The organism is Mycoplana sp. 10N416, from assembly GCF_056394765.1.
In genome coordinates this window covers 79,188-95,659 of record NZ_JBFTIM010000002.1, presented here as the reverse complement: position 1 = coordinate 95,659, position 16,472 = coordinate 79,188, and the positions used below count along the sequence as shown (strand labels likewise).

Genomic DNA, 16,472 nt, shown 5'->3' with positions numbered 1-16,472 from the left:
GCTGATTCAAAATGTGCTCGCGGCGTCAATTAAAAGGCCTGTCCCACGCCGGCGTAGATCCCGAAAGAGTCGCCGTTGGCGTAGGGGTTCAGAGGAACTGCGACATCGAGCCGGATCGGCCCGAAGGGCGTGGCGTAGCGCAGGCCGATGCCGGCGCCGGCGCGGATGTCGCTGAAATCGGGGATCTCGTCGCGTGAAACAGTGCCCACATCGATGAACGGCACGATGCCGATTTTTTCCGTGACGTTGACCCGGACCTCCGCCGAGGCGAGAACGTAGGAGCGGCCACCGATCGGGTCGCCGTCGCTGTTTCGTGGCGAGATATCCTGGAAGCCGTATCCGCGGACCGTGCCGCCGCCGCCGAGGTAGAAGCGGCGGGGAGCCGGGATGTCGGGCAGCGTCGGCGCGCCGACGATCGTGCCCGCGCCAAGGCGGCCCGCCAGCACCACGCGTTCTTCGGCGCCGAGCGCCTGGTAGACCGATCCGGAGGTCTCGAAGCTCGAGAAGAACGTGCTGTGGTCGAATTCATAGGTCGGCTTGGCGTTGATCATCGCCCGATAGCCGGTCGTCGGGTTGAGCTTGTCGTCGCGCGTGTCACGAACGTATTCGATCGGAACGGCGGCCGTCAGGTAGGTGTTGTCGCCGAATGGGTCGTTCACACCCATCCAGGCGCCTTCGCCGCCGATGGAAACCGTATCGCGGTCCGTCAGCTCGAAGGTTGCGCCGACCGCCAATGTCAGGCTCTTCGCATAGTATGCGTCCGTGTCGGCAATTGCGGCCTTCAGGCTCGCAGTGAAGGTCGATGCCGGGCCAAAGGCGCCGGGTTTGGCGAACAGGAACCCGGCCGAATAGCCGATGTCGTCGAAACCGCTGCCCTCGCCGATGCCGTTTACCGTCCCCTCGATCCGCAGCGACTCGGCGCGGCCGAACAGGTTGCGGTGGCCCCAGTAACCCTGGAGACCGAAACCATCAATGGTCGAGAACTGCGCGCCAGCGCCGAAGTAGCGCTGCTTGCCTTCCGACACTTCGATCGTCATCGGCAGCGTGCCGTCGGGGGCGAGCATCTCGGCTTCGCGGATGGTGACGCTGGAGAACACGCCGAGTTGGCGCAGGCGATCGGCCGCCTTGGTCAACCGTTCCGGCGAGTAGGGCTGGCCGGCATTGATGCGCGAATAGTATTTGACGAACCCGGGATCGACACCCTTGGTCCCGACCACGGTCACATCGCCGACACTGGCGACCGGTCCGCCCTCGGCACCGATGACGACATCGACGGTGTTGGTCTTGTGGTCGGCAATCGCCTTGCGGTCGGTGAGTTTGGCCAGCGGCCGCCCCTCCGCCTTGAGGTCCGCCACCACCTTTTCACCGGCCTTGATGATGATGGTCGAATCCGCTCGGGCGCCGTGAAGCAGCCCATAGTCCGCAGGCGAGCGCCCGGCGGCGTCCCCGGAAAGCGTCACGGTTCCGAAGGTGAAGGCGGGGCCGGGGCGCACCGTCACCGCAACGGGCACTTTGCCGGACGGAAAATCGGGAAGGGGCGGCAACGAATCGAGCGGCGTGCCGTTGATGCGGATCTCGACCACGCCGCCGTAGCGGGCCTTTTCGTAGAGGGTGGCCAGGATTCGGTCGCGATCGTCGCGCGCCTTGATGACGAGGCCGAGATCGCCGGAGACCGGCTTTCCTTCGTCCTGCTTCAACAGGGTGCTTGCCTCGATCGCCTTCTTGAGTTCGTCGTCATCGGTGCCGGTATCGAAGGTCAGCGTGTAGTTGACCGGATCGATGACCTCTGCTTCCTCCGCGTCGCGCTCGAAGAAGCGCATGCCGAAGATCTTGAAGGCAAAGGCGGGCGTGGCGGCAGGCAGAATCACGAGTGCGGTCGCGATCGCTAGGCTCGTGCCAGCTCGCAAGAACGCAATACTAAATCTCGGCCGGTCGATACGCTGCCGCATCCGCTGTTGTTGCCTTTCCCGTTCCGACGATGGACCGGCTTCTGCCCGTCTCTCCTCAGATTGTGCGGCACTCGCAGTCCGAACGACGGTCTGTCAGGCCACGCAGGCTCGCTTTGAGCCTAGCCCGTTAGCATTTCCCTAAGATTAACGGCGGTTCCAGCCGGTTTGGAAGAAAATTCGCAGTCTGGAGCGGATTTCCGCCGCGACCGTTGCATCGATGCAAAAAACCCCGGGCGATGCCGGGGTCTCGCGAAGCTCGTCGCTGTGTTCCGCTTTGGATCAGCAATTGTCGATGTAGCGACGACCGTAGCGGTCGCGGTAGTAGCACTGGCCGGGCTGATCGGCGACATGGCCGATCACCGCGCCGCTGACGCCGCCGATGGCAGCACCGACGGCTGCACCGCGAACGTCACCGGTGATCGCGCCACCGATGATCGCGCCGGTGGCAGCGCCGATGCCGGCGCCCTTTTCCGTTTTCGTGCAGCTAGCGGCGGCCAAGCCGATCAGCACAAGCGCAATGGCTTTCTTCATGCAAATCTCTCCAAGGTTGAACCGGCGCAGACAGGGCGCCAGTTTCTCGAATGTCCCCAAATCGGCATGGCCGATTCGTGTTTAGGCAATGTCACAAACGCGAACAATACGGCCGAAAACGGGGAAGTCTATGGGCGGAAAGTATTTTTTTGACTTCTGAATAAACGCCCGACGCTCGCCGTTCCCGTTCATTTCGGCGCAAAAAATTCGATTCGCCGGCAAAGAAGCGGTTGATCACAGATTGAAAAGGACGAATGATGCGGTGGCTGCAGGGGTCGGATGGCGAGGGGGCGTCACAGACCGTCGGGCGGACCGATAACGGTCTCCGGTTGCAGCGCGGAATTTGCAGGTGTTTCGGTTTTTCGAATTCGCCGCCTAAGCCGACTTCGGATCCGGAATGCCTCGCGGGCGTGAACCACGAGGGAGGAACGAATGACGAAGGTTACGATGACGGTCAACGGCCGGCAGGTCAGCGGTGACGTGGAGGACCGTACGCTGCTGGTCCACTTCATCCGCGACAAGCTGGGCCTGACCGGGACGCATGTCGGCTGCGATACGTCGCAATGCGGTGCTTGCGTCGTGCACATGGACGGCAAGTCGATCAAGAGCTGTTCCACCTTGGCGGTCCAGGCCGCCGGCGCCTCCATCACCACGATCGAAGGCCTCGCCCAGAACGGCGAGCTGCACCCGGTGCAGGCGGCCTTCAAGGCCAACCATGGCCTGCAATGCGGCTTCTGCACGCCGGGCATGGTGATGACCGCGGTCGACATGATCAATCGCTACGGCGGCAAGCTCGACGAGAAGACGGTGCGTGAGAACCTGGAAGGCAACATCTGTCGTTGCACGGGCTACCACAACATCGTCAAGGCGATCCTCGCCGCCGCCGAGGAGATGAGCGCCGGCCGCCAGGCGGCCGAATAGGCCCGGTGGGTAGGGATTAGCCAATAACCAGATGGCAAGTCCGATGGTGTTGGTGGCCGGAAAAGGACGCTCTGTTCACGGAATCCCCGGCTGCTTCCTGTCGGCTCGATGTATCTCGGGAGGAGATGACTGATGGGTGTTGATGGTATCGGTGCGCGGGTGGCGCGCAAGGAAGACAAACGGTTCTTGACGGGCAAGGGCCGCTACACGGACGACATGGTCGTTCCGGGCATGAAGCATGCCGTGTTCGTGCGTTCGCCGCATGCGCACGCGAAGATCAAGAGCATAGACACCTCGGCCGCGGAGGACATGCCGGGCGTCATCGGCATCCTCAACGGCCAGCAGCTTCTGGCCGATGGCATCGGCAATCTCATCTGCGGCTGGATGATCCATTCCAAGGACGGCAGCCCGATGAAAATGGGCGCCTGGCGGCCGCTAGCGCATGAAACGGTACGTTATGTTGGCGACGCCGTCGCCATCGTCGTCGCCGACAGCGTCGGCGAGGCGCGCGACGCCGCCGAGCAGGTCGTCGTCGAATACGAGGAATTGCCGGCGGTGACCGATGCCGTGACGGCATTGAAGAGCGGCCAGCCGCAACTCCATCCGGAAGCGGCGGGCAACCTCATCTACGACTGGGCGATCGGCACCAGCGAAGCCGAGACGGATGCGGCGATCGCCGCTGCGGCCCATGTCACCGAGATGAAGATCTTCAACAATCGTCTGGCGCCGAACCCCATGGAGCCGCGCGCGGCCCTTGGCATCTACGACAGCGCCGAGGACCACTACACCTGCTACACCACCAGCCAGAACCCGCATGTCGCGCGCCTGGTGATGAGCGCGTTTTACAACGTCGCACCGGAAAACAAGCTGCGGGTGATTGCGCCTGATGTCGGCGGTGGCTTCGGCTCGAAGATCTTCATCTATCCGGAAGAGATCGTCTGCCTCTGGGCGTCCAAGAAAACCGGCGTGCCGGTCAAGTGGGCGGCCGACCGCACCGAAGCCTTCCTCACCGATGCACATGGCCGTGACCATGTCTCGACCGTGAAGATGGCCTTCGACAAGGACAACCGGATCACCGCCCTGAAGGTCGATACGATCGCCAATTTCGGCGCCTACATGTCGCTCTTTTCCTCGGCGGTGCCGACCTATCTCTATGCGACGCTGCTTTCCGGCCAGTACGACATTCCGGCGATTCACGCCAATGTCCGGGCGGTCTACACCAATACATCGCCGGTCGATGCCTATCGTGGGGCGGGGCGGCCGGAGGCCACCTATCTTATCGAGCGTACGATGGAAACAGCGGCACGCGAGCTCGGTGTCTCGCCGGCGGAGTTGCGACGGACGAACTTCATTCGCTCCTTCCCCCACCAGACGCCGGTCATCATGAATTATGACGCCGGTGACTACGAGGCTTCGCTCGAGGCGGCGATGAAGCAGGCCGACTGGGCCGGTTTTGCCGGGCGCAAGGCCGAGGCCGACAAGCGCGGCAAGAAGCGCGGCATCGGCATGAGCTGCTACATCGAGGCCTGCGGCATTGCCCCGTCGGCTGCGGTCGGCTCTCTCGGTGCCGGCGTGGGCCTGTGGGAATCGGCCGAGGTGCGGGTGAACGCCGTCGGCACGATCGAGGTGCTGACCGGCTCCCACAGCCACGGCCAGGGGCATGAAACGACCTTCGCCCAGCTCGTCTCGGACCGGTTCGGCGTGCCGATCGACAACGTCTCGATCGTCCATGGCGACACCGACAAGGTGCAGATGGGCATGGGTACCTATGGCTCGCGTTCCGGCGCGGTCGGCATGTCGGCGGTCGTCAAGGCCCTCGACAAGGTCGAGGCCAAGGCGAAGAAGATCGCCGCCCACCTGATGGAAGCCGATGAGAGCGATATCGTCATCGAAAACGGCGAGCTGAAGGTGGCGGGCACGGACAAGTCGGTGCCGTGGTTCCAGGTGGCGCTCGCCGCCTATACCGCCCACAACCTGCCCGCCGGGTTGGAGCCGGGGCTGAAGGAGGGCGCCTTCTACGACCCGTCCAACTTCACCTTCCCGGCCGGCTGCTACATCTGTGAGGTCGAGGTCGATCCCGACACCGGCAAGACCGAGATCATCCAGTTCGTCGCCGCCGACGATTTTGGCAACATCATCAATCCGATGATCGTCGAGGGTCAGGTGCATGGCGGGATCGCGCAAGGGATCGGCCAGGCGTTGCTCGAGGGCGTCCACTACGACCCGCAGACCGGGCAACTCTTAACAGCGAGCTACATGGACTATGCCATGCCGCGCGCCGACGACCTGCCGTCCTTCCAGGTCTCGCACCAGAACACCCCCTGCCCGAACAATCCGCTCGGCATCAAGGGCTGCGGCGAAGCCGGGGCGATCGGCTCGCCGCCGGCGCTGATGAATGCGATCACCGACGCGATCGGCAACAACGATCTCACCATGCCCGCCACGCCCCAGAAAGTCTGGGTGGCGGCTCATGCGGCCCATTGAGGGAGTGACAGGATATGTATGCAACTATCTATCATCGCGCATCCTCGGTCGCTGACGCTGTCCGGCTGAAGGGGGCATCGGACGACGGCAAATATGTCTCCGGAGGGATGACGCTGATTCCGACCATGAAGCAGCGCCTCGCAGCGCCCACCGATCTCATCGATCTCAGGCATGTGCCGGAGATGAAGGGGATCAGCGTCTCCGGCGACACGGTTCGCATCGGCGCAGGCACCACCCACGCCGAGGTCGCCACCTCCGCCGACCTGAAAGCCGCATGCCCGGCGCTGGCCCACCTCGCATCCCTGATCGGTGACCCGCATGTGCGACACATGGGTACGATCGGCGGTTCGATCGCCAACAACGATCCGGCCGCGGATTACCCGTCCGCCATGCTGGCGCTGGGCGCGACCATCGAGACCGACAAGCGGAAGATTTCGGCCGACGACTTCTTCACCGGCCTGTTCGAAACGGCCCTGGAGGAGGGTGAAATCATCGTCGCCGTCAGTTTTTCCAAGCCGGAGAAGGCCGCCTATTGCAAGTTCCCGAACCCGGCGTCGCGCTATGCCATGGCCGGCGTTTTCGTGGCGAAGGGGGCAGGCGGCGTGCGTGTCGGGGTCACCGGCGCAGGTTCCAACGGGGTGTTCCGCCACGCGGCGATGGAGAAGGCCCTGTCTGCCAACTTCTCGTCCGGCGCGCTCGCCAACGTTACGACGGACCCGTCTGACCTCCTCTCGGACATCCACGGCAGTGCCGAGTACCGGGCAAACCTCGTCAACGTGATGGCAAAGCGTGCCGTCGCGGCGGCCTGATCGCTGCTTGCACCTGACAAGGCCTTGCGGGGCGGCGCGCGCCGCCCCGCAATCGTTCTTGCTTGACATGCATCAAGTTGGGATGGTTTTTGACCTTGTAGCCTAACTTGCAATGTTTCAAAGGTCGGTGCGGATTTGCCGCAGCGCCTTTGCGTTGCGAGTGGCCCGCCCGAGGTATAGGCGGAGGCGGCGAAGTGGGTGGCATACTCCGCCCGGATGTGCCGGGAAACCGGTCTGGAGACAGTGATGGACTTTGAGGCTTTCTTCAAAAACGAACTCAGCGGGCTGCATCAGGAAGGCCGCTATCGCGTCTTCGCTGAGCTGGAACGCCAGAAAGGCAGTTTCCCTAAGGCGACACGCCATACGGATTCGGGCGTGCAGGAAGTCACAGTCTGGTGCTCCAACGACTATCTCGGCATGGGGCAGCATCCGACCGTCACCGAGGCGATGAAGCTCGCCATCGACCAGTGTGGCGCCGGTGCTGGCGGCACCCGCAACATCTCCGGCACCAACCACTATCACGTCCTGCTGGAGCGCGAGCTCGCCGATCTGCACGGCAAGGAGGCAGCCCTTCTTTTCACTTCCGGCTACGTCTCCAACTGGGCAGCGCTCGGCACGCTCTGTTCGAAGATCCCCGGCATGATCTGTTTCTCCGATGCCGGCAATCACGCCTCGATGATCGAGGGCATCCGCCATTCCAAGTGCGAACGCGTGATCTGGAAGCACAATGACCTGAAGGACCTGGAGGCGAAGCTCGCCGCCGCAGACCCGAAGGCGCCGAAGCTGATCGCCTTCGAATCGGTCTATTCGATGGATGGCGACATCGCCCCCATCAAGGAAATCTGCGACCTCGCCGACAAGTACGGCGCCATGACCTATCTCGACGAGGTCCATGCCGTCGGCATGTACGGCCCACGCGGCGGCGGCGTTGCCGAGCGCGAAGGGCTGATGCACCGTCTGACGGTGATCGAAGCCACGCTCGGCAAGGCGTTCGGCGTCATGGGCGGCTATATTGCCGCCTCTGCTGCACTTTGCGACTTCATCCGCTCGTTTGCTTCCGGCTTCATCTTCACGACCGCGCTGCCGCCGACGCTCGCCGCCGGCGCCTGCGCCGCGATCCGTCATCTCAAGGAAAGCCAGGTCGAACGCTTCGCCCATCAGGAGCGGGTGCGCCGGCTGCGTTCGCTGCTCGACAAGAACGGCATCCCGCACATGCCGAACCCGAGCCATATCGTTCCGGTGATGGTCGGCGACGCCGCCAAGTGCAAGTGGATCTCCGACCTGCTGCTGGACAATTACGGCATCTACGTCCAGCCGATCAACTATCCGACCGTCCCGAAGAAGACCGAGCGCCTGCGCATCACGCCGACGCCGTTGCACTCGGACGCGGATATCGACCATCTGGTGGGCGCGCTGCATGCACTATGGTCGCGTTGTGCGCTGGCTCGTGCCGTCGCCTGACAAAGGCGCCTGATCGACAGGAAACTCCAATGGCCGCGGCTTACGCGGCCATTTCTATATTGGCGATCACCTCGTCGGCGCGTCGGCGTGCTTCCTCATCGACCGCAAAGACGTCCGCCATCGACGAAGCAGCACCCCAGTCCACCATCGCATCCATGACCACTTCGGCGACATCGGCCATTTGAAGAAAGCCGATGCGCGCACCGACGAAGGCTTGGAACGCGACCTCTTCGGCGGCATTCATCACCGCGCCCTGGAGCCCGCCGCGCTTCAGCGCCGTGCGTGCGAGCCTAAGCGCGGGGAAACGCTCCTCGTCGGGAGCCTCAAAGTCCAGCCGCGAGAGCTTGGCGAAGTCCAGCCGCTCGACATTGAGTGCCGGCCGCCTCGGATAGCTCAGAGCATAACCGATCGCTGTTCGCATGTCGGGGCAGCCGAGCTGCGCCAGCACCGATCCATCGCTGTAGCCGACCATCGAGTGGATCACCGACTGCGGATGCACGACCACCTCGATCTGATCGGGCCGGACGTCGAACAGATGCTTGGCCTCGATCATCTCCAGGGCCTTGTTGAACATCGAGGCGCTACCGATCGAAATCTTCAGGCCCATCGACCAGTTCGGATGGGCACCGGCAACGGCTGCCGTGACCCCGGCCATCTGTTCGCGCGACCAGGTGCGGAACGGACCGCCGGATGCCGTCAGCACGATGCGCTCGACCGCGTGGCGCTGGTCGTCCTCGAGCGTCTGGAACACGGCGCTGTGCTCGCTGTCGACCGGGATCAGCCGCCCGCCGCCGGCGGCGACCGCTTCGACGAACAGATTTCCAGCGGTGACCAGGCATTCCTTGTTGGCAAGCGCAATGTCCGCACCGCGCTCGGCGGCGGCCAGCGTCGGCGCAAGGCCAGCGGTACCGACGATGGCCGCCATGACCCAGTCCGAGGGTGCGGTCGCAGCCTCCAGGAGCGCGCTGCGGCCGGCGCCCACGGCAATGCCGGTGCCGGACAGCGCGCTTTTGAGTTCGTCGTAGCGGCGCTCGTCGGCGGTAACGGCCAGACCGGCGCCGACGGCCTTTGCCTGCCTTGCCAGCAGTTCGATATTGGCGCTTCCGGTGACGGCGACCACCTCGAAGGCGTCACGTCCGCCAAGCTGTTCGATCACGTCCAATGTGTTCGTGCCGATCGAGCCGGTCGAACCGAGAATGGTGACGCGGCGCTTGTTCGCCTCGCTGGGTGCCATAATTGTCTTCCGCGATCATTTTATTGTCTTGTTGAGGCTCTACAGCCGATTGCCGCGCGCAACAAGCTGTTGATGCGCGCGTTCCTGGACACGTCGGTGTGCACAGGCTTGACGTTTTCAATGGAGCCGCCATAACGTCGCCACTGGCGAGCAATGGTTCGCCCAGGTGATTTTGGAGGTTGTTTGTGCGGTTCTCGGTAAATGCGCTCGCGGCTCTGCTGCTGTCTCTCGGCTCCGCGTCGAATGGCTTCGCCGCGGATACGCTGCCGCCGGGACTGAGCGCAACCTGGGTGGTCGAAGACCTCAACGGCAAGGGGGTTATTGACGACCTCCAGACGACGCTGGAAATCCGTACCGATGGGTCGTATGGCGGCAATGGCGGCTGCAACACCTATCGTGGCAACCTGAAGTTCGGCAATGAAGGTGAGGTAACCTTTGCGCCGGCCGCAGCGACCCGCAAGATGTGTGCTCCGGCGGTCATGGACCAGGAGCAGAAGTTCTTCGATGCGCTCGGCACCGTCAAGTCGTGGAAGCTCGAAAACGGGCTGCTGCACCTCGCCGACAAGGACGGCGGCCATGCGATGCGATTGGCGATGCTGAGGAACACGACCGACATTGTCCTGCAGGTCCCGAACACCATAACGGTCGATCGGCAGACCGTTGCCTATGATTGTGACGGCGATCTCAAGGTGAGGGCGGACTACATCAATGCGGAGTCCGTCTCGCTGGCAATCCTCTCTTTCGGTGACAATTTCGTGATTGCCAGCAACGTGCTCTCCGGTTCCGGCGCGCGCTACGCGGGCGGGCAGTTCGAGTGGTGGACGAAGGGCGACGAAGGCACGCTGAAGGATCTCACCAAGGGCGCCGAAGCGCCCGGCATCGCCTGCCACAGGGCCCCCTGATACCACGAGCAATCGCGGAAGCGGATCGCTTCCGTGCCCTTCCACGGAGACACCCATGGCTCATTTCCGCGTCGGACAGAAGGTCGTCTGCATCAACGACACCTTCAAGAACGTCTCGATCGACCAGGGGATTCGCAAGGGACAGATCTACACGGTCCGCTGGGTGGGCCAATACCGGCACTACGTCGACGGCGATTTCTACGGCATCAAACTGATGGAACTCTATCGCGGCAACGACGATGGCCCGGAGGGCTATGGCGCCGTGGACATGCCCTTCCGCGCCAGCCGTTTCCGTCCGCTGGTTTCCGACCGCATCAAGAGCATGCTGGGCATCAAGGCCCCAAGCCCGAAGGTCGAGGCACGACCGTCGATGGTGCCGTCGGTAAAGCCGAAGCCGCGCGTTGAGACGCCGGAGAAGGAAGAGGAAAAGGTGTGATGGTGGCGAGCCGCGGTGTGCGCGGCTTTTCGGGGCGGATGCGGGCATCCTCTTACGCATCTGACGCTGCATGAAGATGAATTGTAGAGCGCTTGAGAGACCGTAAGCAGGCGCAGTTAGGGGCGAGCGGTTACGGCGGGTAGGTAGGCTGCTAACGCTGTGTGCAGCTCTGAGCTTTCATCCGATCTTAGCGCTCGTCCAATGAACTCCTCCAGCCCTTTTTGCTGGTACCCAAGTTGCTTTGCTGCTTCAGATAGAAGGCCTTTGTTGTCGTAGTAGAGGAGTACTTTCTCATAATCCTGACCCACTATTGCCGCCGACAATTCAGCTTTTGTTTGGTTGAAGATCGCGGACACGTCAATTTTCGAGGCCGCAGTTTTGAATTCGACATCGAGAGCGGCAATATCCGTGCCTGAAAGACCAATCTTTTTCATTTCTGCATCGATCCTGCGCCTGGTGTAGCGCAGACAGATTTGGTCAATCTGCTGATTGGCCTGACTAAAGACATAGGTCCGCAGCGCGCCTAGCTTTGCGTGGGCATCTGCGTCGCCAAACTTCAGCGCGTTCGCCAACGCGAGGAACACGTTTGGCAAGAGTAGGAGGTTTTCAACCTCGGAAACCGGGAGGCGATACACGCCCCTTCTTTCAAGATAAGCCGCCTCTTGGTCTGTACGCCCGTCAGCGTCGACAAGCCCCGCGCATCCGACACGATGCAACTCGGGTCTGGCAGCAAAGCTGGCAACGGTGTGAATGACCTGGTCGCACGAGCCAACAGGGATCACTGTGAAACGGCTGTAAACCCGCCGATAGAGTGAAGAGTCGAGACTGCCACCGTCACCTTCAACAAAAAGGACAGGCCTGCGGCTACCAATGATGGTGGCGACCACATCGTCAGGAATGTTCGCGTCTTCCGGAACAGCTTCGATGTCCCAAGCCTCATTCGGTACCTTCTGATAAGCTCGAACCGCATACTTTGTGGCAGCATGCCGCGAGCTTGCAAACTCCACATCATGCGTGATGTAGATGAAAGAGCAGTCGGGGCGCGCGGACTCGATTTCATCCCATAGCCGGCTCAACACCGACTTGTTGATGTGTAATTCTGGCTCGTCAAAGATGAGGAGGGTGTTGGGCTGCGCCAAAAGTGACTGACCGATTAAATAAAAGATAACCCGCTCTCCGTCACTCATATCGGACGCGGCGTATTCTTGCGGTTGATCGCCCGGCGCTCTGGTCTTGATGTTTCCGGCCAGCACCACAAGCTCGCGATGAGGCAAGATCATTTCCCAGATCTCTTTCAGCTTGTCGATCTTCGCTCTTGGCGGCTGCTCCGTACTTGGGGCGCTTATTTGATTCTGCCTGTACTTAACGGACACATCGTTGTTTTCTGCGTAGAGCGCTGAAAGAAGATGGTCGAAGTCGTTCAGTAACGCTGTTTCAGGCTTGCTCTGCCAGCGGTGGCCGTCCTTGTGACGGTAGTCGCCTTCGTCGTAGCCGAAGCGCAGACGCCTAGTGGCGACTTCGAGACTCGGAGGTACCACATTTGGGTTGAGCATTAGCGAGCGATGAGCCGCTATTCGGTGCACTTCAACCATTGACGATAGCGAACGGTCGATGAACACACCCAGCCGAGTTTTCCCGGCACCGTTTGCACCAATAAAGACGACACTGCCACCGTTCTTGAGCTGGATGTCGAGAGGACCAGAAAGCGAAGGGACTGAAAGAATGGCGGCCAGCGACATGTTAACCTTTGAAATTTGTACTGCTGTATGCGGAAGCGATGCATTCGGAAGCCACGAAAGTGGACTGGTTCGTGGCTTCCATGATCAACGCCTCAACCGCGCTCAATATTCAATGGGCTGCTATACTGCAGGTTTATGAGGCTGACGCTAAACACGCAAGTCCCGACGATTTGCCCATTAACTTACTGTTAGGAAAAAATGGTGATCCCGCCGCGATTCGAACGCGGGACCCCCAGATTAGGAATCTGGTGCTCTATCCTGCTGAGCTACGGGACCACTGATAGCACCCATACAAAAGCCCGGGCTTCAAGCCAAGTGTTTTTGACCCGGCGCGGCCGGCAAATCGGCAGCCGAGCCCCGGCGACGTACGAACGGACGACAGGATCGCCCGTCCGGCACGGCGATCCTACGCCGCCAAGCGCGTTTCTGCGAGCTTGATCCAATAGCTTACGCCATAGGGGATTGCATCGTCGTTGAAGTCATAGGCCGGATGGTGGAGGCCGGCCGTATCACCATTGCCGACGAAGACGAAGGCGCCCGGGCGAGCAAGCAGCATGTAGGCAAAATCCTCGCCGCCCATCATCGGGTCGAGCGCAGCGTTGACATTGCTGCCTCCCGCGATCTCGCTCGCCACGGCCAATGCGTGTCCGGTCTCGCCCTCGTGATTGACCACCACCGGATAGTTGCGCTGGTAGGTGACGCTGATTTCGGCCCCGTTCGCGCTCGCAAGTCCGGCGCAGACCTGGCGGATGCGGGCTTCGGCCTCCTCGCGCAGCGCGGGGCTGAGCGTGCGCACCGTTCCGCCCAGCCGCGCCTCCTCGGGAATGACGTTGTGGGCGAAGCCGGCATTGAACTTCGTCACCGAGACGACCAGCGAGGCGATGGGGTCGGTGTTGCGCGAGACGAGCGTCTGCAGCGTCGTAACGAGCTGCGCGCCGATGACGATCGGATCGATCGTCCTGTGGGGCTGTGCGGCATGACCGCCGCGTCCCTTGACCGTGATGTCGAACTCGTCGGTTGCGGCCATGATCGGCCCGGCGCGGGTGCCGAACTGGCCGACCGGCATGCCCGGCATGTTGTGCATGCCGTAGACCTCGTCGATGCGGAACCGCTCCATCATTCCGTCCTTGACCATCTCGTTGCCGCCGCCGCCGCCCTCTTCGGCCGGCTGGAAAATGACGGCGACGTTGCCCACGAAATTGCGCGTCTCGGCGAGATACTTCGCAGCCCCGAGCAACATCGCCGTGTGACCGTCGTGACCGCAGGCGTGCATCTTGCCCGGCACCGTCGAGGCCCAGGGCTTGCCGGTCGTCTCGGTGATCGGCAGGGCGTCCATGTCGGCGCGCAGCCCGATGGTCCGGCCCGGTCCCTTGCCCTTGATCAGGCCGACAACGCCGGTGCGCCCGATACCCGTCACGATCTCGTCCACGCCGAATTCTTTCAGCCTGTCGGCGACGAAGGCGGCGGTCTTCTCGACGGCGAACATCGTTTCCGGATGCTGATGGATCTGGCGGCGCCAGCCGGCGATTTCGTCCTGCAGTTCTGCGGCACGGTTCAAAATGGGCATACGCTGTTCCTGTCACCGTTGCGGCCGAAAATCGGCCTTTCTTTAATCGAGGGCTTTGCCATGAGCCTGCCATATAGGCTAAATAGGCGGAGCATTCGAGACAACTCCCGATTTTCCGAGGACTGGCACTTGCAGATTGCTGAACGGTTCATGCGCCGCAGGATGGCGTGCATTGGAGCAACGCTTGCCGCCACCTTGCTGGCGAGCGCAGCGTTGGCAGACACGGGGCCACGTCTGCTTGTCGACGTCAACACGCTCAAGGTGATCGAGCATCGCGATGCCTTCCGCAAATGGTACCCGGCTTCGCTGACCAAGCTGATGACCGCCTATACGGTCTTCCGGGCCATCAAGGCCGGCGAGATCACGCTTGAGACGCCGGTGGTGATGACGAAGAACGCCGCCGCCGAGCCGCCGAGCAAGATGTACTTCAAGCCCGGCCAGTCGCTGACGCTCGACAGTGCGATCAAGATCATGATGGTCAAGTCGGCGAACGACGTGTCCGTCGCGATCGCGGAAGCCGTCGGTGGCTCCGAGCAGGGCTTCGTCGACCGAATGAACGCCGAAGCAGCGCGCATCGGCATGAGCTCATCACATTTCATCAATCCGAACGGCCTGCCCGGCAAAGGCCAATATACAACGGCCCGCGATCTCGCCGTACTCGCCGTGACGTTGAAGCGCGAGTTTCCGCAGCACGCTCCCTACTTCGCGCTCGAAGGCTTCACCACGGGCAAGAAGCAATACCCGAACTTCAACATGCTGATCGGCCGGTTTGACGGCGCCGACGGCATGAAGACCGGCTTCATCTGCGCGTCGGGGTTCAACCAGGTTTCCTCGGCCACGCGTAACGGTCGCAGCGTCGTCTCGGTCGTCCTCGGCGAGGAGAGCCTTGGTGCGCGCGCCGACGAATCGGCGCGCATGCTGCAGAAAGGATTGACGGAACGCGGCGGCGGGCCGACGCTCGGCGGGCTTGCCCCCTACGGCAATACCGGTGAGGTCGCCGACATCTCCAAGGAAATCTGCAGCCAGCACGCCGCGAAGGTACGCAGCGAAGGGCGCGACGAAGCGGGCCGGCAAAAGCTGCTGTCGCCCTATATTCGCGAAATGAACCGGCCGCCGCGGTTCGTTTTTGCCGGCCTGATCTCCGGCAGCACGGCGAAGGCCGGCACAAACGAGCAAGCATCGGTCGGCGACGTCGGCGACGCCGCGAACGTCCCCATCCCGGTCCCCCGGCCGACCTTCTGACAGGAAAGCGCACATGTCAGCCGCTGATCGCACCGTGCCGGTCACCATCCTGACCGGCTTCCTCGGTGCCGGCAAGACGACCTTGCTGAACCGGCTGCTCAAGCATCCGGACCTCACCGACACGGCCGTCATCATCAACGAGTTCGGCGAGGTCGGGATCGACCACCTGCTGGTCGAACGCTCCGGCGACGGTATCATCGAGCTCTCCGATGGGTGCCTGTGCTGCACGATCCGCGGCGAACTGGTCGACACACTCGCCGATCTGATGGATCGGATGCAGACGGGGCGCATTCGACCGCTGAAACGCGTCGTTGTCGAAACCACCGGATTGGCGGATCCCGCGCCGGTGATCCAGGCTGTCATCGGCCATCCGGTCATCGCGCACTCCTTCCGGCTCGATGGGGTCGTTACCCTGGTCGATGCGGTGAACGGTCTGTCGACGCTTGCACAACACCCCGAATCGGTGAAGCAGGTCGCCGTGGCGGACCGCCTCGTCCTGACGAAGGCGGCGCTGGCAGGGGCCGGGGCGGTGGACCGGTTGACGCCGGCGCTGGCTGAACTCAATCCGAGGGCTGCGATCTTTAATGGGGACGATCCTGCCGGGATCGCGCCGTCCGTGTTGGCCTGCGGCCTCTACGATCCGGACTCCAAGATCGCCGACGTGGGGCGCTGGTTGAGCGACGAGGCGCATCACGATGCGCACGGCCATCACCATCATCACGCGCATGATCACGACCATCATGATGCCCACGGTGAAGGCCTGCATGGCCACCAGCATGCCCATGACGTGACCCGTCATAGCGCGTCCATCCGGTCCTACTCGATCGTGCACGACCGCCCGATCGACCCGATGGCGCTCGACATGTTCATCGATCTCCTGCGTTCCGCCCATGGCGAGAGGCTGTTGCGGATGAAGGCGATCGTCGCCTTGTCCGACAATCCGGAGCGCCCGCTGATCCTGCACGGCGTGCAGGCCGTGTTCCATCCGCCGGAGCGGCTTTCCAACTGGCCGGATCCGTCCGATCGCCGCACGCGCATGGTGCTGATCACGAAGGATCTTCCGGAAGAGTTCGTGCGCGATCTCTTCGATGCCTTTGTCGGCAAGCCCCGCATCGATCGCCCGGATCGCGCGGCGCTGGAGGACAATCCGCTGGCTGTGCCGGGCCTCAGGCTCTGACATCGAAACTCGGTCCAAGT

Annotated in this window: 13 protein-coding genes and 1 tRNA gene; 8 read left to right on the top strand and 6 right to left on the bottom strand. The window is 62.5% G+C overall.

The annotated features are described in order from the left end of the window. Positions 1-29: 29 nt before the first annotated feature. Positions 30-1,949 (bottom strand): autotransporter assembly complex protein TamA, encoded by a 1,920-nt coding sequence (locus AC1DDS_RS04780; RefSeq protein ID WP_477477840.1) that lies wholly within the window; start codon positions 1,947-1,949, stop codon positions 30-32. A gap of 279 nt (positions 1,950-2,228) precedes the next feature. Then, positions 2,229-2,480 carry a glycine zipper domain-containing protein gene (locus tag AC1DDS_RS04775; protein WP_477477839.1) on the bottom strand — a complete coding sequence of 84 codons (252 nt, stop codon included), beginning with the start codon at positions 2,478-2,480 and terminating at the stop codon, positions 2,229-2,231. Positions 2,481-2,912: 432 nt separating this feature from the next. On the opposite strand from AC1DDS_RS04775, the gene AC1DDS_RS04770 reads away from it, so the two are divergent. The 4 genes from AC1DDS_RS04770 to hemA all read left to right on the top strand — a co-directional run bounded on the left by AC1DDS_RS04770 (position 2,913) and on the right by hemA (position 8,155). Next, on the top strand, positions 2,913-3,401 hold the full coding sequence (locus tag AC1DDS_RS04770) for a (2Fe-2S)-binding protein (RefSeq protein ID WP_310412960.1): 489 nt from the start codon (positions 2,913-2,915) through the stop codon (positions 3,399-3,401). A 132-nt stretch (positions 3,402-3,533) separates the two neighbouring features. Then, entirely contained in the window at positions 3,534-5,885 is a 2,352-nt protein-coding gene (locus tag AC1DDS_RS04765) for a xanthine dehydrogenase family protein molybdopterin-binding subunit (protein WP_477477838.1), read from the top strand. Between the two features lie 14 nt (positions 5,886-5,899). Beyond that, on the top strand, positions 5,900-6,694 hold the full coding sequence (locus tag AC1DDS_RS04760; RefSeq protein WP_477477837.1) for an FAD binding domain-containing protein: 795 nt from the start codon (positions 5,900-5,902) through the stop codon (positions 6,692-6,694). Between the two features lie 246 nt (positions 6,695-6,940). Continuing rightward, a complete protein-coding gene (hemA, locus tag AC1DDS_RS04755; RefSeq protein WP_477477836.1) occupies positions 6,941-8,155 on the top strand; it encodes a 5-aminolevulinate synthase in 1,215 nt (404 codons plus the stop codon). Between the two features lie 40 nt (positions 8,156-8,195). Here the strand turns inward: hemA and dxr are convergent, their stop codons facing one another. Next, positions 8,196-9,389, bottom strand: coding sequence for a 1-deoxy-D-xylulose-5-phosphate reductoisomerase (gene dxr / locus AC1DDS_RS04750; protein WP_477477835.1), 1,194 nt, complete (start codon positions 9,387-9,389; stop codon positions 8,196-8,198). A 185-nt stretch (positions 9,390-9,574) separates the two neighbouring features. On the opposite strand from dxr, the gene AC1DDS_RS04745 reads away from it, so the two are divergent. Together AC1DDS_RS04745 and AC1DDS_RS04740 are read left to right on the top strand one after the other, a co-directional pair. Then, positions 9,575-10,291 (top strand): META domain-containing protein, encoded by a 717-nt coding sequence (locus AC1DDS_RS04745; RefSeq protein ID WP_310412946.1) that lies wholly within the window; start codon positions 9,575-9,577, stop codon positions 10,289-10,291. Between the two features lie 55 nt (positions 10,292-10,346). Then, positions 10,347-10,727, top strand: a complete 381-nt coding sequence (locus tag AC1DDS_RS04740) for a CAP-Gly domain protein (protein WP_477477834.1) — start codon at positions 10,347-10,349, stop codon at positions 10,725-10,727. A gap of 116 nt (positions 10,728-10,843) precedes the next feature. On the opposite strand, the gene AC1DDS_RS04735 is transcribed toward AC1DDS_RS04740, so the two are convergent. The 3 genes from AC1DDS_RS04735 to AC1DDS_RS04725 form a co-directional block, all read right to left on the bottom strand. Beyond that, entirely contained in the window at positions 10,844-12,466 is a 1,623-nt protein-coding gene (locus tag AC1DDS_RS04735) for a DUF4435 domain-containing protein (protein ID WP_477477833.1), read from the bottom strand. A gap of 199 nt (positions 12,467-12,665) precedes the next feature. Then, a tRNA-Arg gene (locus AC1DDS_RS04730) sits at positions 12,666-12,742 on the bottom strand. Positions 12,743-12,872: 130 nt separating this feature from the next. Next, a complete protein-coding gene (locus tag AC1DDS_RS04725; protein WP_477477832.1) occupies positions 12,873-14,033 on the bottom strand; it encodes a M20 aminoacylase family protein in 1,161 nt (386 codons plus the stop codon). Between the two features lie 150 nt (positions 14,034-14,183). On the opposite strand from AC1DDS_RS04725, the gene AC1DDS_RS04720 reads away from it, so the two are divergent. Both AC1DDS_RS04720 and AC1DDS_RS04715 read left to right on the top strand, forming a co-directional pair. Continuing rightward, positions 14,184-15,275: a D-alanyl-D-alanine carboxypeptidase family protein gene (locus AC1DDS_RS04720; protein WP_477478244.1), complete on the top strand. Its 1,092-nt coding sequence runs from the start codon at positions 14,184-14,186 to the stop codon at positions 15,273-15,275. A 13-nt stretch (positions 15,276-15,288) separates the two neighbouring features. Next, on the top strand, positions 15,289-16,452 hold the full coding sequence (locus AC1DDS_RS04715) for a CobW family GTP-binding protein (RefSeq protein ID WP_477477831.1): 1,164 nt from the start codon (positions 15,289-15,291) through the stop codon (positions 16,450-16,452). The last annotated feature ends 20 nt before the right edge of the window (positions 16,453-16,472 follow it).